Source organism: Aeromonas bestiarum, assembly GCF_028751155.1.
In the GTDB taxonomy this organism is placed as follows: domain Bacteria; phylum Pseudomonadota; class Gammaproteobacteria; order Enterobacterales; family Aeromonadaceae; genus Aeromonas; species Aeromonas bestiarum.
The window spans coordinates 1,326,657-1,352,346 of the sequence record NZ_CP064746.1 but is presented as its reverse complement, the minus strand read 5'-3'; the positions used below and the strand labels follow the sequence as shown (position 1 = coordinate 1,352,346).

Genomic DNA, 25,690 nt, shown 5'->3' with positions numbered 1-25,690 from the left:
CCAGCGCAGACAGACAGCAAGACAAGGACGAAGTGAGTGCTCCCCGCCGGGGAGGCTCGCCATCATTGAGACAGGGGCCCCTGGCCCCTCATGGAGGAAAACATGAGTCATGCAAACAACAACCAGGCCTGGCAAGCCCGCCGTGAAGCCGCCGTGGTCAACGGCGTCGGCACCCTGCTGCCGGTGTTTATCGAGCGGGCGAAGAACGCCGAGCTGTGGGATGTGGAGGGCAACCGCTACATCGACTTTGCCTCCGGCATCGCCGTGCTCAACACAGGCCACAACCACCCGAAAGTGGTGGCGGCGGTGCGTGAACAGCTCGAAAAGTTCAGCCACACCTGCTTCCAGGTCACCCCCTACCCCGGCTATATCGAGCTGGCGGAAAAATTGAATGCCCTGGTACCCGGCCCCACCCCCAAGCGCACCCTGTTTCTCTCCACCGGTGCCGAGGCGGTGGAAAACGCCATCAAGATAGCCCGCGCCCACACGGGTCGCAGCGGCACCATCGCCTTCAAGGGGGGCTTTCACGGTCGTACCATGATGGGCATGGCGCTGACCGGCAAGGTAGTGCCCTACAAGACCGGTTTCGGCCCCTTCCCGGGGGAGGTCTATCACCTGCCCTTCCCGAGCGACTACCTGGGGGTAAGCGAGGCCGACGCCCTGGCGGCGCTGGATCTCTGCTTCAGCTCGGACATAGAGCCGGCCCGGGTCGCAGCCATCATTCTCGAACCCGTGCAGGGTGAGGGTGGCTTCTATGCCGCCTCCCCAAGCTTCATGCAAAGCCTGCGCAAGCTGTGCGATCAGCACGGCATAGTGCTCATCTGCGACGAGATCCAGAGCGGTTTCTGTCGCACCGGCAAGACCTTTGCCACCGAGTACAGCGGCATAGAGCCGGACATCATTACACTCGCCAAGAGCCTGGCCGGCGGCTTCCCGCTGTCTGCCGTGGTGGGCAAGGCGGCCATCATGAACGCCGCCAAGCCGGGCGGTCTGGGGGGCACCTATGCGGGATCGCCCATCGCCTGCGCCGCCGCCCTGGCGGTGCTGGAGGTGATCGAGGAGGAGCGGCTCAACCAGCAAGCCCTGACCCAGGGTGAGCAGATCAAGGCACGCCTGCACCAGCTGGCGGAACGCTTCGACTGCATCGGCGACATCCGAGGCCCCGGCGCCATGGTGGCCATGGAGCTGGTCAAGGGACGCGATGCCGGCCAACCCGATCCGGATCTCACCAAACGGCTGGTGGCCGAGGCGGGCAAGCGCGGGCTGGTGCTGCTCTCCTGCGGCGTGCGGGCCAATGTCATCCGCTTCCTGGCGCCCCTCACTGCCTCCCCGGCCTTGATCGAGGAAGGGCTGGGTCTGCTGGAACAGGCACTCACGGCCGCCAGTCAAGGCTAGATCCGCGCCGTTTTGCCAGTCGGTGCGAAAAATACCGTCAGATAACCGCAGGCCGCCCATCGCGGACGGCCTGCTCATACGGTATCATCGCCGCCCCAAAAAATGATGACAGGAGCGCTTGGCTCCCTCCGAGGCCGAGGCCCCCCTGTCACGGATCCTGCGCCTGCCCGCTGCGCGGGAAACCTGCACCGAATTCAAGGAGATAGGCCAATGGCTCCACGCCCGGCTCGATTGAAGCAAACCCTCACCCTGTGGCAAGTGGTGGTGATGGGATTGGCCTACATGACCCCCATGGTGGTGTTCGATACCTTCGGCATCGTCACCGACATCACCCACGGTCATGTCACCACCGCCTACCTGCTGGCCCTGGTAGGCGTGCTCTTTACCGCCACCAGCTACAGCCAGATGGTGCGTCACTACCCCTCGGCGGGCTCGGCCTACACCTATGCCCAGAAGGAGTTCTCCCCCGTGGTGGGCTTCATGGTGGGCTGGTCGTCCCTGCTGGACTATGTCTTCCTGCCGATGATCAACATGCTGCTGGCCAAGATCTACCTTACAGCCTTGTTTCCCGGTATCGAGCCCTGGATCTTCATCTGCGCCATGACGGCCCTGATGACCCTCATCAACCTGCGCGGCATCGATCTGGTGGCCAACCTCAACGGCATCATAATCCTGATCCAGATCGTCATCATAGTGGTGTTCCTGGCCCTGATTGGCTATGGCATAGCCCAGGGTGAAGGGGTCGGCGCCGTCAGCCTGCAACCCGTCTACAGCGCCAACGCCGAGGTGCTGCCGCTGCTGACCGGCGCCACCATCCTCTGTTTCTCCTTCCTGGGTTTTGACAGTCTGAGCGCCCTGTGCGAAGAGACGCCGGAGGCGGGCAAGGTGATCCCCAAGGCCATCTTCCTGACCGCGCTGCTGGGGGGCCTCATCTTCGTGGTGGTGGCCTATGCCCTGCAGCTCTACTTCCCGGATGCCTCCCGCTTCAAGGAGCCGGATGCCGTGCTGCCCGAGATAGCCCTCTACGTGGGCGGCAAGCTGTTCCAGAGCGTGGTGCTGGTGTGCGCCTGCGTGGCCGTGCTGGCCTCCGGGCTCTCCTCCCACGCCGGGGTATCCCGCATCCTCTACGTGATGGGGCGGGACAAGGTGCTGCCCCAGCGCACCTTCGGCTACATACACCCCAAGTGGCAGACCCCGGTGTTCAACATATTGCTGGTGGGCCTGCTGGCGCTGTCGGCCATCAGCTTCGATCTGGAAATCGCCCTGGCCCTGATCAACTTCGGCGCCCTGGTGGCCTTTACCGTGGTCAATCTGTCGGTGATCGCCTGCTATTACGTGCGTCAGGGGCGCAACAAGACCCTCAGGGATCACCTGCAATATCTGGTGCTGCCCCTGTGCGGGGCAGGGACTGTGGCGGTTCTCTGGTTCAATCTGGAACAAACCTCCCTTATCCTCGGCCTTATCTGGGCTGCCATAGGGGGAATTTATCTGTTTTTGCGCACCACCTTCTGGCGTGTATCCTTGCCGACCTATTGAGCCGCAACCCCTGCCACATCTGGGCTGGCGTCCATCTCCCGCACCCGGGACCGGACGCCATTTATTGATATAAACCAGGTCATTGATAATTCTCTTGCCTGGAATGGCCTTAGTGGCTTGTCTTCCCCCCCCATCTGGGGCAAAATCCCGCCGCTTTCATAACCGATGTGATCCCACATCGGTTATTTTCATTTTGAAAAAAAATCAATACCACTCGAGGCCGGAACCATTCCGGAAATGATATCAAGGTTCAGATGAACCTAATGCCGCAATGAGGAAAAACATGGGGCTCTTGTTTGCTTTGTCTCCGGTCGCCACCGGAACCTGCTTTGGTCGCCACGCGACCAACGTCTGTGGTTTGCATACCGATGTTGTGAGTACGCGAGAACCCGGTCCCATGGCCTCAAGCCATTCCACTTCCTGCCGTCCGTGCAAGGAGGAAGCCTGAATGAGCCAGCAGCAACCCGTTCGTCTGAAGAAAACCCTCAGCATGTGGCAGGTGGTGGTGATGGGCCTCGCCTATCTGACCCCCATGGCCGTGTTCGATACCTTCGCCATCGTCGGTGACATCACCGAGGGCCGGGTCGCCACCGCCTATCTGCTGGCGCTGGGCGGCATACTGCTGACCGCGTTCAGCTATGGCCATCTGGTGCGCAAGTTCCCCTCTGCGGGCTCTGCCTATACCTATGCCCAGAAGGTGTTCAACCCCTACGTCGGTTTCATGGTGGGCTGGTCTTCCCTGCTCGACTACATGTTCATGCCGATGATCAACATCCTCTTGGCCAAGATCTACCTCACCGCCATGTTCCCGGGTGTCGATCCCTGGATCTTCATCTTCGGTCTGGTGACTGTGATGACCTTCCTCAACCTGCGCGGCATCAACCTGGTGGCCAACTTCAATGGCCTGATAGTGGTGATCCAGCTGGCCATCATCACCCTCTTCATCGGTCTGATGGGCTGGGGCATCTATCACGGCGAAGGCGCGGCAACCCTGATGAGCAGCCGGCCGTTCCACTTCGAATCCGCCAGCATGGTGCCACTGTTTACCGGCGCCACCATCCTCTGCTTCTCGTTCCTCGGCTTCGACGGTCTGAGCTCGCTCAGTGAAGAGACCCCGAACGCCGGCAAGGTGATACCGCGCGCCATAGTGCTGACCGCGCTCATCGGCGGCGTCATCTTCGTGGTGGTCTCCTACTGCCTGCAGCTCTACTTCCCGGATCTGGCCCGTTTCAAGGAGCCCGATGCCGTGTTGCCCGAGATCGCCCTCTACGTCGGCGGCGCCTTCTTCCAGAGCGTGGTGCTGGTGTGCACCACGGTCGCGGTACTGGCCTCCGGCATGGCGGCGCACGCAGGCGTGTCCCGCATCCTCTACGTGATGGGGCGCGATCGCATGATCCCGGAGCGGGTGTTTGGCTATATCCACCCGAAATACCGCACCCCGGCCATCAACGTGCTGATGGTGGGCGGCCTGGCCCTCTCCGCCGTGTCGTTCGATCTGGATACCGCGCTGGCGCTGGTGAACTTCGGTGCCCTGGTGGCCTTCACCTTCGTCAACCTGTCGGTCATAGGCCAGTTCTGGGTACGCGAAAAGCGCAACAAGAGCATCAAGGATCACCTGCTCTACCTGCTGCTGCCGCTGCTCGGCGCCGCCACTATCGGTGCGCTCTGGATCAACCTGGAGCAGAGCTCGCTGGAGCTGGGCCTGATCTGGGCGGGTCTCGGGGTCACCTACCTGTTCCTGCGCCTCGCCGTGTTCCGCATTCCCTTCCGTCAGTACGAAGAGACTGCCGACTCCCAATAAGGGACCGAGCCACACAGCAGGAAAGCAGAAGGGGAGCCATGGCTCCCCTTCTTGTTTTGCACCCAGCCAGCGCCGGCCTGCCATGCCCGCAGCGGGCCGGCAGCTCAGCCCTGGTTGATCACGGCGGTGGCGGCCGCCTTGAGCGGATCCTTGGCCACCGCCTTCACATCCTGCTGGGTCTGCTTGAGCTGCTGTCCGGCCTGGTTGACCTTGTGCTGGGTCGCCTTCACATCGCTCTTGCCCTCTTTGAGGCCGGCGGTCTTCTTGTCCAGCACGTCAGTGGTGTTCTTCTTCACTTCCGCCTTGGCTTTCTCTTTCTGCTGGCGCACCAGCTTGTCGGTGTCGCAGTTGCCCTTGACCCCCAGGGTCGCATTGAGCGCCTCGTTCTTGACGGCCTTGTCGAGGTTGCACTCGGACTTGAACCCGCTGGCCTGCGCACCGGCAGACAGCAGACCCAGGGAAAGACACAGTACCCATGCTCGCATAACAACATCACTCTCGTTGAGGGAAGGAAAGGAGGCCAGCATATAACCCTGACTCCCAGGTGCAAGCACCTGGACCCGCGCGCCGCCAAACGGGCCAAAATCGGCTCCGGCTCCGACACCGGTTGTCCGCCATGGACGGCGGCGCGCCCCTCGTTACCCCACGCACGGCCCCCTGCCGCCATGTCATCAAACCATCATAAAAGTGTCACTTTGTCATATTTCTGTCATGGAGCCTTGGTCTAATGCGCCCGTCCATTTTCACGCAGACTGTCCCAAGAGGCTTCATGCACAGCACCCCATCTTTCGCACAACAGCAGACCCGTCGTACCGGCCCACTGTTCAACTGGCTCGCTGTCATCACCCTGATCTACCTGATCCTGGTGGCCGTTGGCGCCGTCTCCCACGGCTTCAAGGGCTTCTCCGGCGGCGCCGAGGGCGCGGCCCAGATCTTCGCCTTCGCGAGCAACCCCTTCGTCGCCCTGCTGCTCGGCATTCTGGCCACGGCGCTGGTGCAATCGTCCAGCACTGTCACCTCGGTGATCGTCGGTCTGGTGGCGGGCGGCCTGCCCATCGGCATGGCCATCCCCATGGTGATGGGGGCCAACCTCGGCACCACCATCACCAACACCATAGTCTCCATGGGCCATATCCGGGACAGGGCCGAGTTTCGCCGCGCCTTCGCCGCCGCCACAGTCCACGACTTCTTCAACCTGCTGGCAGTGTTCATCTTCCTGCCGCTGGAGCTGATGTTCGGCCTGCTGCAAAAGAGCGCCGAAGCCCTGGCCGACCTGCTGGCGGGCTCCGCCGACATCTCGATGCAGGGGATGGACTTCATGAAGCCCCTCATCTCCCCCGCCCTCACCTTCATCGACGGCCTGGTCGCCTTCCTGCCGGGCAAGGGCGGCGCCATCGCCACCATAGCCATCGGCATACTGCTGATCCTCGGTTGCGTCACCTGGCTCGGCAAGGTACTGCAGCGGGTGCTGGTGGGGCGGGCCCGGGATCTCCTGCACAAGGCGCTGGGCCGTGGTCCGCTGACCGGCATCGCCTCCGGCACCCTGGTCACCGTCATGGTACAGTCCTCCTCCACCACCACCAGCCTGATGATACCGCTGGCGGGGAGCGGCCTGTTCAGCACCCGTCAGCTCTACCCCTTCACCCTGGGCGCCAATATCGGCACCACCATCACGGCCCTGCTGGCGGCCACCGCCATCAGCGGCGCCGGGGCCAAGCTGGCACTGACCATAGCCCTGGTGCACGTGCTGTTCAACCTGTTCGCCGTGGCGCTCATCTATGGCGTGCCCTTCTTGCGCGAGTTGCCCATCAAGGCTGCCGAGGGGCTGGCCCGGGTGGGCAGCGAGAACAAGCTGCTGGCGCTGGGTTACGTGGCGGGCCTCTTCTTCGCCCTGCCCGCCCTGATGATGGTGGCGGCCAAGTAATCCGCCATCATCAGGCGAGGGGGCCGGTTCCTGGCCCCCTCGTCGTCTGTCTGCTGCGTCACATCCTCCCGCGTCCCGACTCGCCCTCCCTCCCCGACTGGGATAAGATGCCGCCTTCATTGCATTTAAGGAAAAACTGATGAAATTCATTCTGATCGCGCTGCTGGTTGCCGGCGTCGCCTACTACTTCTACTCGAGCAGCAACAACAAAAAGCTGGCGCAAGACAATGTGCGCAAGGGCGCCGAGTTCCTCGCTGGCAACAAGGACAAACCCCTGGTGACCACCACGGCCTCCGGCCTGCAGTACGAGGTGCTGACCCCGGGCACCGGCACGGTTCACCCCACCGCCACCAGCAAGGTAAAGGTGCACTACGAGGGCAAGCTGCTGGACGGCACAGTGTTCGACAGCTCGGTCGCCCGTGGCGAGCCCATCGAGTTTGGCCTCAATCAGGTGATCGCCGGCTGGACCGAAGGGGTGCAGCTGATGGTGGAAGGGGAGAAGACCCGCTTCTACATCCCCGCCAATCTGGCCTATGGCGACCGTGCCGCCGGCAAGATACCACCGGGATCCGTGCTGATCTTCGACGTGGAATTGCTGGGCATTCAATAAACCGACTGTGCCATCGGCAAGATCCCACTGAGCGCCCGTGCTGATCTTTGACGTTGAGCTGCTGGGTATCCAATAAGCAGGCTTATGCCAATCGCACAGCTGGCAAGATCCCACTGAGCGCCCGCGCTGATCTTCGACGTTGAGCTGCTGGGCATCCAGTAAGTCCGTCCCTCGACAGCGCCTTATGACAAGGCCAGCGCACTGCGCTGGCCTTGTTGTTTCTGCTTATCTGCGGCCCGGCCTTGTCACGCCAACCATAGTCACTATCAATCAATGGTGAACAGTGCTTATACATAGCGCTGGATTGTTAACCTTGCATCCCAGGCAGATAATGACCCCATCGTCAGTGGCCCGACGCCCTGACCCCGGTTTCGGGTACGCAATGCGTACCGACACAGCTTATATGGAGTCTTGTCATGTCTATCGCCCCCGTCTGGTTTATCTCTCACGGCGCTCCGGATCTGGTTCTGCGCGACCAACCGGCCACCCACTTCCTGAAAACATTGCGCCTTGGCGATATCAAGGGACTGGTGGTGATCTCGGCACACTGGTTCAGCCGCACCGACCTGCAGATCAACGTCGAGCCCAATCCGGCGCTCATGTATGACTTCTACGGTTTTCCGGAGCCGCTCTACCATATTCGCTGGCCGGCAACGAGTCCGCTGTGGTTGCAAGAGGCGGTGGGCGATCAGCTGATGCTGGCGGGCTTGCCGGCTACACAGGTGCGCCGCGAGCTGGATCACGGCGTCTGGTCGCCGCTCTCCCTGATGGATCCGGCAAGCGAGATCCCCCTGGTGCAGATCTCCATCCCGGCCAGTTTCAGCCCGGCCCAGCTCTGGCAACTGGGGGAAGCGCTGCAAAGCCTGCGCGAACAGGGGATAGGCATACTGGCCTCCGGCGCCATTACCCACAACCTGCGGGCCCTCGGGCCGGACAACTCACCGGTGCCGGGCTGGGCCAGCGATTTTGTGAACTGGCTGGAGCAGACCATGAGCGAGGGTGACAGGCCCGCGCTGGAAGAGTACAGAACGCGCGCCCCGGGAGCTGTGGAAGCACACCCCCATGACGATCACCTGCGCCCGCTGTTTGTGGCCCTGGGGGCCGCCGGCCAGGACAAGCCCCACAAGCTGCACGACAGCTGGGATGGCGGCAGCCTCTATATGGGCTCTTACCGGTTTGCATGACCGGATGCAGGCCGCTTCTCAGCAACCTCTGCTCTGAGCGGAAGGTGGCGATTGGTATTAAGCTATGTTGAAACCCATTTGATACCATCTTCTAACCAGACACGGGCACCACTCTCCGCGCCCTTGTCTCTAAATGCTGGATATTAAGTTTTACTTCCAATGAGTTAACGTTACTCTGGCTGACAAGGCCGAGCGCACATGTCTGGTGCGTTCCAGTGAAGCAGGGAGGCTTCCACGTGAGCAATCACCACCCCTTTTTTATCTTGAACAGGAGTGCGATCCTGATCTTATGCCTCGGCCTTCTGCTCTCCCTGCTTGGCGCAATTCTCCTCCAATACAACAATGACAAGCAGGCTCAGGTGGCCATCGCCGCCACCACGGAAGACATCGCTGACACCATAAAGACCCGGATAGAGCTTTATCAATATGGGCTGAGGGGGGTACGTGGTGCGATTTTAACCGCTGGCGAACATGACTTCAGTCATCAGGACTTCGTTCGCTATAGCCTGACCCGAGACGTGGACAAAGAATTTCCCGGCGCTCGCGGCTTCGGGTTTATCAGACGGGTCAGCAATGCCGACCTCGATAACTTCATCAACTACGTCCAGAAGGATGGGCGGCCAGGTTTCACCATTCAACAGCTGTCGGCCTATCACGGTGAGCATTTCATCATCCAATACATAGAGCCGGAATCCCGTAATCAGGCGGCAATCGGACTGGACATTGCCTCCGAAACGTCACGTCGCGAGGCCGCACTCTCTGCCATTCGCAGTGGTGAAGTCAGACTGACCGCCCCTATTACCTTGATTCAAGCCACGGGCAAGCCATTGCAGTCCTTTCTGATCATGATGCCTATCTATCGCACCGTGACCACACCCGCCACCAGCAATGAGCGGGAAAAAGCAGGGTTTGGCTGGAGTTACGCCCCTCTACTGACAGAGGAGGTGCTAGGCGCCTTGCATCTGGAAAGCGACACCTTTCACATCAGCCTCAGTGATATCACTGCAACGCAACAGGCAAAGCCCTTCTACACCAGCGCCCTCACCCAAGAATCAAACAATCCTCATCATATCGTCATGACACACACCACCGAGCGGAACATTTATGGCCGCCTCTGGCTGATTTCCCTCAATGCTCACCCCCTCTATCTGACCCGACTCCAGCAGACCTCACCGTTAATCATATTGTTCACCGGCGGCATCATCACCCTGCTGACCATGCTGGTCTTCCGCATGCGGGCTATTGGTCAGCAACAGCGCCTCAGGGTCATTGAAAACCAGGCCAAGTTGGCAGCCATTGTTGCCAGCGCCAGCGATGGCATCATCGCCAAGACACTGAATGGCATCCTCGTGAGCTGGAACAAGGGGGCAGAAGATCTGTTTGGTTACTCGGCCGAGGAGGCCCTAGAGCACAGCAGTGCTGAACTGTTCGGTACCAGTGATGATGACGCCAACGAGAAAGCCCTTCTGGCAAGCGTTGGGCAGGGGCAAAAGATCCCCAGCTTCCACACCCGCCGTCAGCACAAAGACGGACACATGCTGGATCTGTCCATCTCCATCTCCCCTATTTATGACAACCGGGGCAAGATAGTCGGTATCTCGGAAACCATCAGGGACATCACGGCGCAGAAGAAGGCAGAGGAGCAAATACTGGTGCTCAATGCCAATCTGGAGAATCAGGTCGCGGAGCGTACGGCTGAACTGAGCAAGATCAATGTGTTATTGAGCAATGTGCTGCGTTCAGCCTCTGCCATCTCCATCATAGCGACCGACCTTGAGGGCACCATCACACTATTCAATGAAGGGGCAGAAAGACTCCTTGGCTACCGTGCCGACGAGGTCGTCGGTACGCAGACACCGGGCATTTTTCACGTTCGTGATGAGGTGATGGCACGCGGTACCGAACTGAGCAGTGAGTATGGCCAGCAAATCGGCGGCTTCCAGGTGTTCATCTATAAACCTGAGCGGGATGGGGCCGAGAGCCGGGAATGGACCTATGTGCGCAAGAATGGCACACGTTTCCCCGTAACCCTGGTGATCACGGCCATCCGCGATGCACAGGGCGAAAGCCGTGGCTATCTGGGCATAGGGCTGGATATAACCCAGAGCAAGGCGGCCGAGAAAAAGCTGGCAGAGAGCCTTGAAATCACTAGAGCCATCCTGGATACGGCGGTCAACCCCATCATGACCATAGATCAAGAGGGCATCATTCAGTCCCTCAACCCAGCCGGACAGAGCACCTTCGGCTATCAGTCACAAGAAGCCCAGGGCAAGCGGATTGAAGACTTGTTGAAAGCAACGGATAACGCCGAGACAGATGTCCCATTTTTTCATTCATTCACTCAGATCAATCTGGCCAGCATCATGAGCAAGGAGTTTATTGGTCTGCGGCATGATGGTTCCGAGTTCCCCCTGCAAATGTCAATTGGGATGATGCAAGCCGCGGGTTCCACCATGTTCGTCTGCATCATCACCGACATGACCCAGCAGTTGGCACAACGCAAGGAGATCCTGTCGACCCGTGATCAGTTGCAAATGGCTGCAGAAGTGGCCGAACTGGGGATCTGGTCCTGGAATCTTGAGACCAACGCCCTGATCTGGAGCGACCGCATGTTCGAGATCTATGACCTGCCGTTGGCACTCAGAAATGAGGGGCTCGATTATCAGCACTGGGCGAGCCGGGTACATCCGGACGATGTGGCGGCCACTACCGACAGCCTGCAACGGGCCGTGGCCGGGACCGGGGTTTATGACCCCGTGTTCAGGGTAACATTATCCAGTGGTGAACAGCGTGTGATACAAGCTGGCGCAAAGGTGGAGAGAGACAGCACGGGCAAGGCCCTTCGCGTCATAGGTTTCAACCGAGATATTACGGCCCAGACCGAGTTGGAGTCACGCCTGCTCTATGCCAAGGAGCAGGCCGATGCGGCCAGTCAGACCAAGTCTTCTTTCCTGGCCAACATGAGTCATGAGATACGCACTCCGCTCAATGCCGTGCTGGGTATGTTGCAACTGATCCAATACACAGACCTGACCTCTCGCCAACTTGATTATGTGGTCAAGGCACACTCGGCAGCCAAATCCCTGCTGGGCCTACTTAACGACATTCTCGACTACTCGAAGATCGAGGCCAGCAAGTTGCAGCTCGATTTGCATGCCTTTGACATCGAAAGCCTGATGCGTGATCTGGCCATAGTGTTGGATGGCAACCAAAGTCAGAAGCAGATCGACGTCATGTTTGATATCGACCCCCGCCTGCCCAATCACCTCATTGGTGACAGCATGCGGTTGCAACAGGTCCTGACCAACTTGGCGGGCAATGCCCTCAAGTTCACCCTCAAGGGGCATGTGATCATCAAAGTAGCGCTGCTGGCCCATCATGAGCAGGCTGTGACCCTGCGCATGGCAGTGACCGACAGTGGCATCGGGATCAGCCCCCACCAGCTGGAACGCATCTTTGAAAGCTTCACCCAGGCCGAGACATCTACCAGCCGCCGTTTTGGCGGATCCGGACTGGGGCTGGTTATCTGCAAGCGCCTCATCACCCTGATGGGGGGGGAGCTGCGGGTCGAAAGCGAGCCGGGGCGTGGCAGTCACTTCTGGTTTGACATCACACTGGCACAGGCCGAATCCCAGTCAATCAAAGAGGCCTGCCACGGTCTGGACCCCTCGTTGAAGATCCTGGTTGCCGATGACAGTGAGATGGCAACAGAGCTGCTGCAACGCACTCTGTCGTTATTGGGGTGGCAGGCAGAGTGTGTTCACTCCGGTGAAGATGCGATACGGCGGGTCAGCGAGGCTCACGATCAGGGACATCCCTTTGACATTGTCCTGATGGATTGGCGCATGCCGGACATGGATGGACTGAGCGCCGCCGCACGGATCCAACTGCAGGCAGCGTTACATCCTGCGCCCAAGATCATCATGATCACCGCCTATGGCCACGAGATACTTACCGAGTCTCACCAGTCAGGTACTACCCCCTTCACCAGCCTGCTGACCAAACCGGTGACGCCAAAACAGCTGGCAGACACCATTTATCAGGCGATCCATGGGCGCGACACCACCCCAAGCGGGCCAATGCAGCATACCCGGCGGCTGAGCGGCCTTCACTTGCTGGTGGTGGAAGACAATATTCTCAATCGCCAGGTTGCCTTCGAGCTGCTTGGCTGCGAGGGTGCCCGGGTACAACTTGCCGAGTGCGGGCGGGATGGCGTGACCATGGTATTGCAGCAAAACCCTGCTTTTGACGCCGTGCTGATCGATATGCAAATGCCGGATATCGACGGACTGGAAGCGACACGTCAGATCCGTGCCCATCCACAGTTTGCCAATCTGCCCATCATCGCCATGACCGCCAATGTATCGGAAACGGATCGCCAACTCTGCCTGGCCGCCGGCATGAATGAACACGTGGGTAAACCCATCGCCCTGGAACCGCTGGTCTCGACCTTGCTGGTACAAACCGGCAGGGTAGCGACCGCCACACAGGCCCCGACCTTGGTAGAGACACCCGATACGGGTGAGGCCCTGTTAGAGGCCGAGTCCATCATACGCCAGCGCTTCGATGACGATATCGAACTGCTGCACCGGATCCTGAGCCTGTTCGGTCCGGACCTGGCGGAACAGCTGGTCGCCTTGAACCAGGCCATTACGACCGGACAAGTCAAAGAGGTTTGCGCCACACTGCATGCCATCAAGGGCAGCGCCAGTACCATGGGGGCCAGCAGACTGGCTGCCCAGGCCAAAGAACGGGAGCAAACCCTGCTGCACGCAGACGAGCAGCAGGCCAGGCAGATCTTGAACGACGAAAGTTGGTTCATTCAGTTGCAAGAGACCGCCTGGCTCAGCACCGAACGGCTGAATCGGACCTTCACCTCCCCGCTGATGCGCCCCCTCCAGACACAGGCTGATGCCCTGCCACTCGCCGAGTGGCAGGCTGCCATGCAGGAGATCATGGGCTTGCTGGAGAGTGGCAATCTGGAGGCTGTCGAGTTGGCTGACGCGCTCGGGCGCAAGACGCCACCGCATCTGGGCACCACATTCAGTCATTTCGCCACCCTGATCGACAATCTGGACTTCACCGCTGCCCTCACCCTAGGGCACACACTGTTGAATCTTCAGCCACGGAGCCCGCACTGATGCCCTGGAACCTGCCCATCACCCGCCGCCCCAAGTTGCTGATTGTTGATGATCAGGCGATCAACATACGGTTACTGCACCAACTCTTTCGCGAAGAGTGCGACGTCTTCATGGCAACCAGCGGGGAACAGGCCATCGCGCTTTGTCACAACCTGATGCCAGACCTCATACTGCTGGATGTCATCATGGCAGGTCTGAACGGTCACGAAGTCTGCCTGCGACTCAAGGAGGATCCCGATACCCAGAGCATTCCCATTATTTTCATCACGGCCCAGCAGGAAGAGACCGATGAGGAGTATGGTCTGGCACTCGGTGCAGTTGATTTCATCAGCAAGCCCATCAGCCCCAACATCGTCAGGGCCAGAGTCAAGGCCCACCTGACCCTGAAAATGCAGGGGGACTTGCTACGCAATCTCGCCATGCTGGACGGCCTCACCGGTATACCAAACCGGCGCCGGTTCGATGATGGTCTAGCGCTGCTGTGGCGCCAGGGTTGTCGTGACCGCACGCCACTCTCCCTCATCATGCTCGATGTCGATTATTTCAAACGCTACAACGACCACTATGGCCATCAGGCCGGAGATCAATGTCTGCAAGCTATCGCATCAGTACTGGCCGAACGGGTGGGCAGACCACACGATCTGGTGGCTCGCTACGGCGGCGAGGAGTTTGCCTGCATACTGCCCAACACCCCCTTGACCAGTGCAGTCCATATCGCCGAAAGCATGTGCGCCGCCGTGCGCGAGCTGGCCATCGAGCACCTCGCCTCGGACGTAGCCAAGGTGGTCACCATCTCCCTTGGCGTTGTCACCCGCATACCCACTCTGGCAAGTTCGCCACAGCAGTTGCTTGAGGCCGCAGATCGCCAGCTCTACCAGGCCAAGGAGGCGGGACGCGCCAGAGTCGTCGTCGACAACAGCAGTGAATAGGCTTATCTCGTTGAGCAGGGGCCGGGTCTGTTTGGCAGCGCTGGAATCGGGCCTGGCTAACGTGCTGTAATAGCCGCTTGTTTTCAGCAGGCGCGCGCACTTCATGCAACTCAAACCCCTTCTCAAGGGCCGCTTTCAGCCCCACTGGCAGGCCAGCCACGATCTGATCAAACAGGTGGTCGAATCCTGCATCACGGAGCGGCGCCTTATTTCCGAGGGGGAGCCCCTGATGCGCCAGGGGGAGCCGTTGCGGGATCTGGTGCTGGTGAAGAGCGGCTGCATCGCCATGGGCCACACCGCCATGAATGGTCGCCGCTTTCAGCTCGGCACTTTGGAGTGCGACAACCAGCTGTTTGGCGAGATGGAGTTCTTCACCGGCTATCGCTGCCAACTCGACATCATGGCCGAGGAGCCGCTCGAAGTGGCCCGCATCGACGGCGAACAGCTGGAGCAGGCGCTGGTTGCCCACCCCAAAGTGGCGCTTTTCTTCGCCACGGCCATTGCCATCGACTATCAGGACACTGTGGATATTTTCACCTGCCGCATGCTCTACCCCATCAGCTACAACATTGCCCTCGATCTCTACCACAGCCACTGCCACGACAATCCGGTGAGCGGCTTTCGCAAGGGGTATCAGGAGGCGGAGCGCTTCGGCACCACTGACCGCGTCTACCGGCGGGCAGTGAAGGAGCTGATGGACAAGGGATTGGTGGCGCGCGGCGAAGAGGGATTGCAGATATGCGATCTGGCGGGGCTCAAGGGATTTCTGGAACAGCCATAACCACCCAGCCCAACACAAAATAAAAAAGGGGCGGTCGATACCGCCCCTCTTGTTATTCACTCCCCAACTCAGGCCAGACAGGGCTGGGGCCGGGCCATCCGCAGCGAGGCCACCAGCATGGCGAGGATCAGGCCGTAGATCAGCGGGATGGCGTACATCACCGCCTGCAAGCCGATCTCCTGTTCCAACAGGGCGCTGATGGCCGGGCTGAACATGGCCCCCGCGCTGCCGCTGATGAGGATATAGGAGACGTTCTTGCTCGATGCCTGCCGTACAAACGACACCCCGTAGGCGATAAAGGCGTTGTAGAGCGCCGCGCAGACAAAGCCGTAACCATAGGTGAGGTAAGGCAGCTGGCTCAGGTTGTCGGTGGTAACGATCAAGGTCGTCATCCCCATCGCCAGGGTGATGATCACCAAGAGGAAGGTGCGGATCGGAATGCGGGTCACGATGGCGGTCGACACCAGGGCGCCGAGCAGGGCCGCCGTCCAGTACTGGGTAATGATGTTGCCAGCCTCCTCGAAGGGGATGCCGAACTTGTTCTTCACGAACATGGGCGCCCATGTGAGGAAGGTGTAGAGCGCCAACATGCCGAGAAAGAGCCCCAGCCCGCCGCTGATGATGCCGAGGTTCCACTCCGATTGTTCGTTGCCGGCACTCTCGCCGCCCGCCTCGCAGGCCCTGAAGTTCGTCAGCACCGCCACCAGCATGGTCGCCAGCGCCACCACGCCCACCGCCAGATAGCTCCAGCTCCACGCCATGGCGTGGGTCAGGGTGTAGGTGGTGATGAGTGGAAAGACCACCCCGGCCACGTTGAAGGTGGCATCCTGCACCACCAGCATGGTGCTTTGCATCCGCGCCTTCCAGACGCTCACCACCAGGGTCCCCGCAATGCAGAGCCCCACCCCGCCACACAGACCAATCACCGTCATGGCCGCCATCACCACAAAGAGCGAGCCGGTCAGATGGAGCGATGCCGCCGCCAGCGCGATCAGCCCGTAGCAGAGCAGCGTCATCCGCTTGAGACCCACCTTCTCGATGAGGAAGAAGGCCGCTATGGTGCCCGCCAGCGCCCCGCCGTTGAGCAGGGAGAAGATGGAGGCCACCTGATTGACGTCGGCGCCGAACTTGGCGGCGATGGGTTCAATCAGCATGCCGAACTGGGTCGCAAAACCGGCCATCACGAAGTTGGCCAGGAAGCTGATGGCAGTGAGGGAGAGCTTATTGTTCATATTGGATCTCTCATAAGGTACAGGGTGCGTGCAAGGTACAGCGGGGTGGCAGCGCTACAGCGCTGTGTGCAGCGCCAGCTCGATCATCTGGTTGAAGGAGAGTTGCCGCTCCTCGGCCGTGGTCTCTTCACCGGTCAGGCAGTGGTCGGAGACCGTCAGGATGGCGAGCGCCTCGATCCCCTGCTGATGGGCCAGCCCGTAGAGACCAGCCACCTCCATGTCGATGCCGAGCACGCCGAACTTTTCCAGCGCCGGGATCAGGTTTTCGTCCGGATCGTAATAGAGATCGCCGGTGAAGATATTGCCCACCTTGACCGGAATGGCCTTCTCCTGCGCCAGGGAGAACGCCTTGTGCAGCAGGGCGAAGTCGGCCGAGGTGGCCATCTGGTAGCCGGCGCTGCGCTTGGCGTTGGTCGGGGAGTCGGTGCCCGCCGCCTGCGCCAGGATCACGTCACGCATCTGCACGTGGCGCTGGGTCGCCCCCAGACTGCCGATACGGATGATCCGCTTGACCCCGAAGTCGTTCACCAGCTCGTGGGCGTAGAGCACCATGGAGGGGATCCCCATGCCGTGGCCCATCACAGAGATACGCTGACCGTTGTAGTAGCCGGTGTAGCCCAGCATATTGCGCACATTGGTCACCTCGCGCGCATCGGTCAGAAAGGTCTCGGCGATATAGCGGGCCCGCAGCGGGTCCCCCGGCATGATGACGGTCTCGGCGAAATCGCCCGGGGTGGCATTGATATGAGCTGTCATTGTTGTTGTGCTCCAGTTTGACTCCTGTAGATGAGCGCATCCTAGCCCCCGCCTGGCCTCCCCTTGCAGGACAAAAGTCCTGTTGCGCCGATCGAGATCCCAGTTCCGGCAACTTCTCCAAGGCCGCCCCCGCTTGTCCCCCCTTCGCCGCCGCTCAACAGCCCTTAATCAGCTCTGCCCTTGCGGCCAGCGCCCCATCACCCGCTCAGCGATAACTCCCCTGCGCCCGCCCCAAAAAGCGCGGGGGGCCATCAGGCCCCCCGCAAACACACCGGACAAGAAAACCCCTTACTTGACGGCACTATCCTTCACGCACTTCTGGACAAAGCTGTTCTTGGCCGCGCCGGCCAGCTTCTTGTCCGCCGCCGCCTTCTCGCACTTGGCCGCCGGATCCATCGCCGCGCCCGTCTTCACGCACTTCTGGATAAAGCTGTTCTTGGCCGCACCGGCCAGCTTCTTGTCGGCTGCGGCTTTCTCGCACTCGCCGCTCGCAGCGCCGGCGGCATCTTTCACGCACTTGCCAACAAAGCTGGTCTTGGCGGCGCCCGCCAGTTTTTTGGCCGCGGCCTGAGCCTCGCACTGCAACTGGGCAGCGTCGTTGGCAAAGACCGGATTGGCCAGCAGCACGCTGCCGCAAAGCAGGCCGAACAGGATGGCAATACGCTTCATATGACGTCCTTATTGTGATGTGTTGGCATGGTGATGGTTTGCAAATAGCTGTTATTGCAACAGCTGATTGTTGCCGCAGATCCCCCGCCTTGCCAGCCAGGGACACGGAGCACAGGGCACCATAGCCGCACTATAGCGCCGATTGGCTAAGCGGGATTCTCCCCGGCCAGCTCCGCCTCAACAGCAAGCCAGACCCCCCTTCTCCGCGATGCTCGCCAACCCCAATAAAATCAAGGGCCATGGGAATCCTGTATCGTGCCGCTGCTATTTTTTGAGCTGGCGCATAAAACGTGAATTTTCCGATAGTTACGTCATCTTCTGACTGGCACATCCAGATCGACGAGGCTTATGATAGCCATCCGATGCCTATTGCTGTGATGGACAGCAGCCCACGCAGGTTAATGGAGCATATTGGAAGCTGTAATCCATGGGCGGTAGCGTGGAATTTGGTGGCGTTATGTCCCCAGAAAGGTTGGTGTCCCAGATTTCTGGGGGCTTTATTTCGTTCGACATCAACCGACAAAACCGGCAGCCCAACTTACGAGATATTTTCATTGTCAACAATCTATTGATAACATTCAAAAAGCACTTGGAGATTAGCTTGAAGAAATTAAGCATTCGATGTGGAAATGTCACTCCAAACAGTGCGGAAGTAAATCATGATGATGTGATATATGGCTGGAATGAGTTGGATACCATTCTGACTAACTATGAAATAAAAATAGCGCCAGAGAAGAAAGTCCACATTTCAATAGACTCAAGCGAAGTACGAGAAAAGCTATATTGGACTAAACCTGAAAATTGTGATGAATTTTTTAGAAAAATATCGACTGAAAAAATAGATTGGATTCACGAACACCCTTTTAGCGCATTATTGCATGTTTCGATAAACAAAAACTTCGATGATGAAGGTTGGTGCGAATATAGGTTTGTTAGAAACGTACTAGAACAGGTTTTTTTAGTATTGAATGTATCTGTGCGTGGAGGCTGTAGTTTTGGCAGCATTCAAGTTGGTAACAATTTATCAGCTCTTCATTGTGATAGCATGGAAAGTGGTTGGAGATACTCTTCACTTCATAACTGGCCATTAATTCAGCCTATTTCTATAGAAAAAGCATGGCATTGGTTTGAAAAATTCAGCCCTCTACACTTTATTCTTGCAGATAACGCTATTACTAAATCTAGCGCGGTGTTACTGCACCAATCTTACAAGGGAGATATTGAGTCCACAGATGTATTACAGCTATCTCAAGTGATTGAACATTTTTACTTAAGTAAGGGAGAGCCTAAAGTTCGTGGACTAAACAGAAAAATGCCTTTAGTGTTAGGTGAGTTGCCCAAGAACAACAAAAAATTAATACATGATTTTTACGATTTCCGTAGTGATATCACACATGGTGACTTTCCTTTGTTCCGTCCAAGGTATCATGAAACCGATGCGGGTTTTGAAGCAGTCGAAAGTTATTACTGGGAAATTTCCAAAGAGATTGATAAAGGAGTTGCAATGATCATTAGCACATTACAATTCCTCATAAAAAATGAAGCGCAATCACTGTCATTCATTGAGAAAATATCCGTGGAAATAAATAATTAAGAACCAATATCTAGGACACCCACCTTTCTGAGCCAGCCACTGCTCGGCTGGCTATCTCTGCAATCATGAATACTGACTCCAAGAAAACAGTAAAAATCGGGCAAACGAGCAGTTTTTGCCTGACAGATCACTTGTACAAACGTGGCAATGCCTGACACCGGAACATAGGCCAGAACGAGGAGAAGACAGGGTCTAGCGGATTAGTACGGTGGCTGGTGACATCGTTGTTGACCACAGTGGTGGGCGAACTGCCGACAATGCGCCTTGTCTCCCACAACTCTGAGCCCTTGTCGCCGAAACAGGGTCACCTGTTTCAGCCATCGGGTACCATCCAGGTTCAACCGCACCAAGATTGGGGCCAGGCGGACCGGAATATAACCCCGCTTGTCGGTCCGAATTGCACGGCCGGTCCAGTCAACCAGCATCAGATAGTCAGAAAAGGCATAGGGCAGGCCGTCAGGTTCGCACTTACTGGCAAACGGCAGCAATAGTGGTGGCAAAACATCGGTGCCGGGATCTTTCTCGAGACGCTGTTTGATACTGGTGTAATCGCTCTGCTCGGGCCGGTCAGCCAATCCAGCCCGTATCGGGTTGAGGTCCACATACGCCATGCAGGCGAGCAGGGCCGACTCGGTCAGCAAAGCCTGGCTTTTGAAGCGCCCTTCCCAGAAATGGCCCTTGCAGCCATCTTCCCGATTGGCCTGCCGTGCCAGGGTTTCATTGAGCAGCCGCACAAACCAGCTAATGGAGTGAAGCCGCTCGCGCCACTCCCCTATCAGCTGCTGCACCACAACCAGCTCGGGCTCAATCAGGGATTCCCCCTGGTACCAGCGCCGTACCTGCAGCGGCCATTGAAACAGGGCAGCCCAGCGCTCGGCCACCTCCCGCTCGCTCCAGCTGGCAGCTGTATCGGGTTCCACCTTGAGCACCAGATGGTAGTGGTTGCTCATCACCGCATAGGCGCAGACGCTGATGGCGAACAGACGCGACAGCTGGCCCAGCTTGTCAACCACCCACTGGCGCCTGTGCTCGTAACTCTGGCCAGAATGAACATCTTCCCCACACAGGAAAGCACGCCGCACACAGCGGCTGACCACATGGTAGTAAGGCGTATCCTGCAAGCTGATCTGACGTAAACGGGCAATGGTCATGGCTCACCCCTCGACAGTGACCTCTCATCTCAAGCCAAGTACAGGGTTACGCCGCTGCCAAAAAGGTGGGTGACCCAATTTATCCCAGAAACTATTACTATCCAGCCCCCACTAAACAACATACGAACGCCTCTACTCGAAGCCCAAGAATAAAGCCAGTAATGATTGAAAAGTAAAATATATACACTTGCAACTGTCTTGTCATCATCATTTTAAAAAGATGAACACACACAAATTTCAGTATACAGCTCACGACAAGGTAAATAGCAAAAATAAATAGCGCAACCAGCAATTCTCACTCCACCATAAAATATAGAAAGACCATAGGAGAATATACTACTCTGGCCATTCATTACTTTTTAGATGGCAAGATGCACATCCACCGACAACAGAGGCACCAATAGCAGCGGCAAGCTTAGGGTTATTTGTGAACTTTTCAACTACACCGGCAGCAGCTCCTCCTGTAGCTAAAACGGATAGTTTATACATGTCCAAATCTTCTCCAAAGGCATACGACTCTGCAATTGCCCCAAATGCTGCTAGCGAAGCTCCTTGTGCAGCAGCAACAAATACCATGCCAGCGCCTCTAATAATATAACCATATGCATTACTATACCCAGAAGGATGCATGCCACTCGGTTCTATATACATCAACTCTTTTCTCCTAACAGCATCATGGAAGTATGATAGTGTTAAGTTTTTATTATCCTCATATGCTACTCTATCACCATCTTTAAATGATGTTTCTCCAATCAAAATTAACTTTTCCTTGAGCTTAGGAAAAATATTGTAAACTGCATGGTCACGCTCTGAATCTAAAATAAAACGGCCATATGATACTGTCATATCATTGGGTTCTAAATATGCAGCGCCAGCAATAGATGCGAATTTTATAGTCTCCGATGTCATATTTACCAGTGTATATACTTCAGGCTGAACATGATCATTTTGTGGCCTGTTAAAAATTTTACAGCGTTTACTACCAGCTTTCAAAATAAAGTATGGTTTCCCCACCCAACCACATCGCAAAGGATCTATTGCTATTTTGATAGGGCTTATCCTTATCTCATGATGTAGTTTTGCACGCTGTTCCTCCGTCAATGGAAAAGCATGAACACTGATTGAAAATAAAAAAATAAGGATGAATCTAAGTATATTCATAATCATACGACCCAGCAAATGATAATCATTTTCATTTTGCATGGATAGTATTCACCCATGCTTTATATGTCAACCAATAGCTATTTTTTCGTAACCATATGGGGGGATAATCCAGAATATTAGGGAAAAATTTCGGGCACTTAATTTTCTAAACTATCGATTCCCCAGTTTCCCTACCCAGGGTATATTCCCGCCCAATCCCCACTCCCGTAACAAACTCGGGATCGTGGGAGAGCAGCAGCAATGTGTCCGGGTAATCAGCCAGCACCTGTGTGAGCAACTGGCGAGAGGCGTTATCCTGGTGGCTGTCCAGCTCATCTAGCAACCGCAACTCGGGCTGTTGGACCATCGCCATCAGCAGGATGCTGTAACTTATAGGATTACATCCAACAACGAGGTCCCGTAGGCGCTATCTATGGTGCAGCGTCACTGCCCATCGGCCTCTTTGCGAAACACATAGGTGGCGCGGCGGGTTTCATCAGTCAGGCCCCCCTGACCATCCGGGTAATCGAGCCGGGTCTCCATGATCACCAGCGCATTGTCGGCCCCCTCGATCACCTCCATGGCGCCCTGCTCCACCTTGAGCTGCCCCTGAAAGTAATCCGAGATGGCAGTGAAGGCGCGGCGGATGGCGGGAATGCCGCGCACCACCATGCCGGGCTTGACCACCAGGGCGGCGTCCTCGGCGTAGAAGGCCATCAGGGCGTCGAAATCGCGCCGGGAGATGGCTGCGTCGCAGGTTTCGATAAGAGCACGTAGGGGATGCTGACTCATCTTCACTCCTTATGGGGCGGCTTACCCGCCCTGTCACGGATAGAAAACAACGGATAGAAAAATCCCCCGAGCTCGGGGGATTGGCAATCAACTTAACCGAGCAGGAAGGCCCTTAGGCGAGCAAACTCCGCCGGCAGGTTGTGGGACAACAGCGGCAGCACGGCGTGCTTGGCGAGCGGGCCCGGCAGCGGCACATCGAGGCCCAGGATCTCGTCCACCGACTCCTTGAACTTGGCGGGATGGGCGGTGCAGAGGAACACCCCTACTTCGTCCTCGCCTAGCTGCTCGTTCAGCAGATCCCAGGCGATGGCGCCGTGGGGCTCGCACAGGTAATCCAGCTGGTGCAGACGTTTGAGCGCATCGCGGGTCTGGGCGTCGTCACGCATACCTGACCCTAAGGTTTCCAACGCCCAGCCGTTGCGGCGGCACAGCTCTTCGACCCGTGGCCAGTTGTTGGGGCGGCTCACGTCCATGGCGTTGGAGAGGGTTGCGACCGTCTGGTGCGGCTCCCACTGGCCGGATTTGAGGTAGCGCGGCACCGTATCGTTGGCGTTGGTGGCGGCGATAAAGCGCTTCACCGGCAGCCCCAGCGCCTTGGCAATCAGGCCCGCGGTCAGGTTGCCAAAGTTGCCGGACGGCACGCTGATGACCGCCTTGGCGCGATCCACTTTCGGCAACTGGGCCAAGGCCTCGAAGTAGTAGCAGACCTGAGCCAGCAAGCGGCTGATGTTGATGGAGTTGGCGGAGTTCAGGCCAATCGCCTGTTTCAACTCCTCGTCATCGAAAATATCTAGGACACCCACCTTTCTGCCCAGCTTTCTGAGCCAGTCACCGCTCGGCTGGCTATCTCTGCAATCATGAATACTGACTCCAAGAAAACAGTAAAAATTGGACACGCGAGTGGTTTTTACCTGACAGATCACTTGTACAAACATGGCAATGCCTGACACCGGCACATATGCCAGAACGGGGAGAAGACAGGGGCTAACGGATTAGTAAGGTGGCTGATGACATCGTTGTTGACCACAGTGGCGGGCGAACTGCCGACAATGTGCCTTGTCTCCCACAACTCTGAGCCCTTGTCGCCTAAACAGCATCACCTGCTTCAGCCATCGAGCACCATCTAGGCCCAACCGCACCAAAATTGGGGCCAGGCGGGCCGGAATATAACCCCGCTTGTCGGTCCGAATTGCACGGCCGGTCCAGTCAACCAGCATCAGATAGTCAGAAAAGGCATAGGGCAGGCCGTCAGGTTCGCACTTACTGGCAAACGGCAGCAATAGTGGTGGCAAAACATCGGTGCCGGGATCTTTCTCGAGACGCTGTTTGATACTGGTGTAATCGCTCTGCTCGGGTCGGTCGGTCAATCCAGCCCGTATCGGGTTGAGGTCCACATACGCCATGCAGGCGAGCAGGGCCGACTCGGTCAGCAAAGCCTGGCTTTTGAAGCGCCCTTCCCAAAAATGGCCCTTGCAGCCATCTTCCCGATTGGCCTGCCGTGCCAGGGTTTCATTGAGCAGCCGCACAAACCAGCTGATGGAGTGAAGCCGCTCGCGCCACTCCCCTATCAGCTGCTGCACTACAACCAGCTCGGGCTCAATCAGGGATTCCCCCTGGTACCAGCGCCGTACCTGCAGCGGCCATTGAAACAGGGCAGCCCAGCGCTCGGCCACCTCCCGCTCGCTCCAGCTGGCAGCTGTATCGGGTTCCACTTTGAGCACCAGATGATAATGGTTACTCATCACCGCATAGGCGCAGACGCTGATGGCAAACAGACGCGACAGCTGGCCCAGCTTGTCGACTACCCACTGGCGCCGATGCTCGTAACTCTGGCCAGAATGAACATCTTCCCCACACAGAAAAGCCCGCCGCACACAGCGGCTGACCACATGGTAATAAGGCGTATCCTGCAAGCTGATCTGACGTGAACGGGCAATGGTCATGGCTCACCCCTCGACAGTGACCTCTCATCTCAAGCCAAGTACAGCACTGCGCCGCTGTCAAAAAGGTGGGTGTCCCAATTTGAACTTCATTGTCAAAAAGGTGGGTGTCCCAATTTGAACTTCATTTATTGAGCCAGCGCATAAAACGCAGATATTCCTGATAGTTACGTCACTTTTTGACTAGTTTGCGTATGAGGCTTGAGGATATGCTGGTCATTCGGCGCCTACAGCACCATCCGGTTCACGGTTCACGGTTCACGGTTCACGGTTCACGGTTCACGGTTCACGGTTCACGGTTCAATAGGACATATTGAGCCCAGTAAATACAAAATTAATAAACATAGGATTAAAACTTTGGGTATATCAGAAAATAAAAAACTAGCCGTTTTAATAGATGCAGACAATGCAACTTCATCGTTAATAAAAGAATTACTTGCGGAAATAGCGAAATATGGTGTTGCGAGTGTAAAGCGTGCATATGGTGATTGGACCACTACAAATTTAAAAGGATGGAAGGAACATTTACATAAGCATGCAATACAGCCTATCCAACAGTTTAGTTATACGAGCGGGAAAAACTCCACTGATTCCTCACTAATTATAGAAGCAATGGATCTGCTTCATACAAAAAACTTTGATGGCTTTTGCATAATATCTTCTGATAGTGACTTCACCCGTTTAGCTACACGCATTAGAGAATCAGGCTTAACTGTTTATGGCTTTGGTGAAAAAAAGACGCCAAGTGCATTTGTATCTGCCTGTGATAAGTTCATATACACAGAAATATTAAGCTCTCAAAGACCTTTAGATAAAACACCTGACAATATTGTTAATGTTGGAGATGGAATAAAGGTGCCCGACATATTGATTCAAGCTATTAAAGCAAAAATTAGAGACGATGGATGGGCAAGGCTAGCTAGTGTTGGTGTATATATATCTCAAAACCATCCATCATTCGACGCAAGAAATTTTGGCTTTGATAAGCTTGGAGAGCTAGTTAAGTCACAAAAATATATTGAGGTAAAAGAAGTGAATGACTCTAGCGGGGAACATTCCCACATACATGTAAAACTTAAATCTAACATATAGTATTCATTAAATGAATATGC

Annotated in this window: 18 protein-coding genes and 2 pseudogenes; 11 read left to right on the top strand and 9 right to left on the bottom strand. The window is 57.0% G+C overall.

Going from position 1 to position 25,690, the window contains the following annotated elements; all coding sequences use genetic code 11:
* Positions 1-102 precede the first annotated feature (102 nt).
* The 3 genes from gabT (at position 103) to IU367_RS06515 (ending at position 4,732) form a co-directional block, all read left to right on the top strand.
* Positions 103-1,395 carry a 4-aminobutyrate--2-oxoglutarate transaminase gene (gene gabT / locus IU367_RS06525; protein WP_274453757.1) on the top strand — a complete coding sequence of 431 codons (1,293 nt, stop codon included), beginning with the start codon at positions 103-105 and terminating at the stop codon, positions 1,393-1,395.
* Between the two features lie 210 nt (positions 1,396-1,605).
* Positions 1,606-2,931 (top strand): APC family permease, encoded by a 1,326-nt coding sequence (locus tag IU367_RS06520; protein WP_274453756.1) that lies wholly within the window; start codon positions 1,606-1,608, stop codon positions 2,929-2,931.
* Positions 2,932-3,379: 448 nt separating this feature from the next.
* On the top strand, positions 3,380-4,732 hold the full coding sequence (locus tag IU367_RS06515) for an APC family permease (protein ID WP_098983261.1): 1,353 nt from the start codon (positions 3,380-3,382) through the stop codon (positions 4,730-4,732).
* 104 nt (positions 4,733-4,836) lie between these two features.
* Here IU367_RS06515 and IU367_RS06510 read toward each other — a convergent pair whose 3' ends face one another.
* On the bottom strand, positions 4,837-5,217 hold the full coding sequence (locus IU367_RS06510; protein WP_274453754.1) for a hypothetical protein: 381 nt from the start codon (positions 5,215-5,217) through the stop codon (positions 4,837-4,839).
* Positions 5,218-5,501: 284 nt separating this feature from the next.
* On the opposite strand from IU367_RS06510, the gene IU367_RS06505 reads away from it, so the two are divergent.
* The 6 genes from IU367_RS06505 (at position 5,502) to IU367_RS06480 (ending at position 15,301) form a co-directional block, all read left to right on the top strand.
* Positions 5,502-6,656: a Na/Pi cotransporter family protein gene (locus IU367_RS06505; RefSeq protein ID WP_274453753.1), complete on the top strand. Its 1,155-nt coding sequence runs from the start codon at positions 5,502-5,504 to the stop codon at positions 6,654-6,656.
* A 139-nt stretch (positions 6,657-6,795) separates the two neighbouring features.
* Entirely contained in the window at positions 6,796-7,266 is a 471-nt protein-coding gene (locus IU367_RS06500; RefSeq protein ID WP_274453752.1) for a BamJ family beta-barrel-assembly machinery protein, read from the top strand.
* 416 nt (positions 7,267-7,682) lie between these two features.
* Positions 7,683-8,450 (top strand): DODA-type extradiol aromatic ring-opening family dioxygenase, encoded by a 768-nt coding sequence (locus tag IU367_RS06495; protein ID WP_241278401.1) that lies wholly within the window; start codon positions 7,683-7,685, stop codon positions 8,448-8,450.
* A gap of 236 nt (positions 8,451-8,686) precedes the next feature.
* Complete coding sequence (locus tag IU367_RS06490; RefSeq protein WP_420796495.1) at positions 8,687-13,591, top strand: PAS domain S-box protein; 4,905 nt, start codon at positions 8,687-8,689, stop codon at positions 13,589-13,591.
* On the top strand, positions 13,588-14,520 hold the full coding sequence (locus IU367_RS06485) for a diguanylate cyclase (RefSeq protein WP_334312738.1): 933 nt from the start codon (positions 13,588-13,590) through the stop codon (positions 14,518-14,520). Before IU367_RS06490 ends, IU367_RS06485 begins: the two co-directional genes overlap by 4 nt.
* Positions 14,521-14,623: 103 nt before the next feature.
* Positions 14,624-15,301, top strand: a complete 678-nt coding sequence (locus IU367_RS06480) for a Crp/Fnr family transcriptional regulator (protein ID WP_274453749.1) — start codon at positions 14,624-14,626, stop codon at positions 15,299-15,301.
* A gap of 68 nt (positions 15,302-15,369) precedes the next feature.
* Here IU367_RS06480 and tsgA read toward each other — a convergent pair whose 3' ends face one another.
* From tsgA to IU367_RS06465, 3 genes are all read right to left on the bottom strand, one after another.
* Complete coding sequence (tsgA, locus tag IU367_RS06475) at positions 15,370-16,533, bottom strand: MFS transporter TsgA (protein ID WP_274453748.1); 1,164 nt, start codon at positions 16,531-16,533, stop codon at positions 15,370-15,372.
* 54 nt (positions 16,534-16,587) lie between these two features.
* On the bottom strand, positions 16,588-17,289 hold the full coding sequence (gene deoD, locus IU367_RS06470) for a purine-nucleoside phosphorylase (protein WP_274453747.1): 702 nt from the start codon (positions 17,287-17,289) through the stop codon (positions 16,588-16,590).
* A 288-nt stretch (positions 17,290-17,577) separates the two neighbouring features.
* Complete coding sequence (locus IU367_RS06465) at positions 17,578-17,958, bottom strand: hypothetical protein (protein ID WP_274453746.1); 381 nt, start codon at positions 17,956-17,958, stop codon at positions 17,578-17,580.
* Between the two features lie 601 nt (positions 17,959-18,559).
* On the opposite strand from IU367_RS06465, the gene IU367_RS06460 reads away from it, so the two are divergent.
* Positions 18,560-19,552 carry a hypothetical protein gene (locus IU367_RS06460; protein ID WP_274453745.1) on the top strand — a complete coding sequence of 331 codons (993 nt, stop codon included), beginning with the start codon at positions 18,560-18,562 and terminating at the stop codon, positions 19,550-19,552.
* Positions 19,553-19,752: 200 nt separating this feature from the next.
* On the opposite strand, the gene IU367_RS06455 is transcribed toward IU367_RS06460, so the two are convergent.
* The 5 genes and pseudogenes from IU367_RS06455 to IU367_RS06430 form a co-directional block, all read right to left on the bottom strand.
* A complete protein-coding gene (locus IU367_RS06455; RefSeq protein WP_098983236.1) occupies positions 19,753-20,703 on the bottom strand; it encodes a transposase in 951 nt (316 codons plus the stop codon).
* A gap of 336 nt (positions 20,704-21,039) precedes the next feature.
* Positions 21,040-21,906 carry a hypothetical protein gene (locus tag IU367_RS06450; protein WP_274453744.1) on the bottom strand — a complete coding sequence of 289 codons (867 nt, stop codon included), beginning with the start codon at positions 21,904-21,906 and terminating at the stop codon, positions 21,040-21,042.
* 387 nt (positions 21,907-22,293) lie between these two features.
* Positions 22,294-22,638: pseudogene (locus IU367_RS06440) on the bottom strand (YybH family protein); the annotation flags it as partial.
* 92 nt (positions 22,639-22,730) lie between these two features.
* A pseudogene (gene thrC / locus IU367_RS06435) lies at positions 22,731-23,423 on the bottom strand (threonine synthase); the annotation flags it as partial.
* 207 nt (positions 23,424-23,630) lie between these two features.
* Complete coding sequence (locus tag IU367_RS06430; RefSeq protein WP_274453743.1) at positions 23,631-24,581, bottom strand: transposase; 951 nt, start codon at positions 24,579-24,581, stop codon at positions 23,631-23,633.
* A 354-nt stretch (positions 24,582-24,935) separates the two neighbouring features.
* On the opposite strand from IU367_RS06430, the gene IU367_RS06425 reads away from it, so the two are divergent.
* On the top strand, positions 24,936-25,670 hold the full coding sequence (locus IU367_RS06425; RefSeq protein ID WP_274453742.1) for an NYN domain-containing protein: 735 nt from the start codon (positions 24,936-24,938) through the stop codon (positions 25,668-25,670).
* The last annotated feature ends 20 nt before the right edge of the window (positions 25,671-25,690 follow it).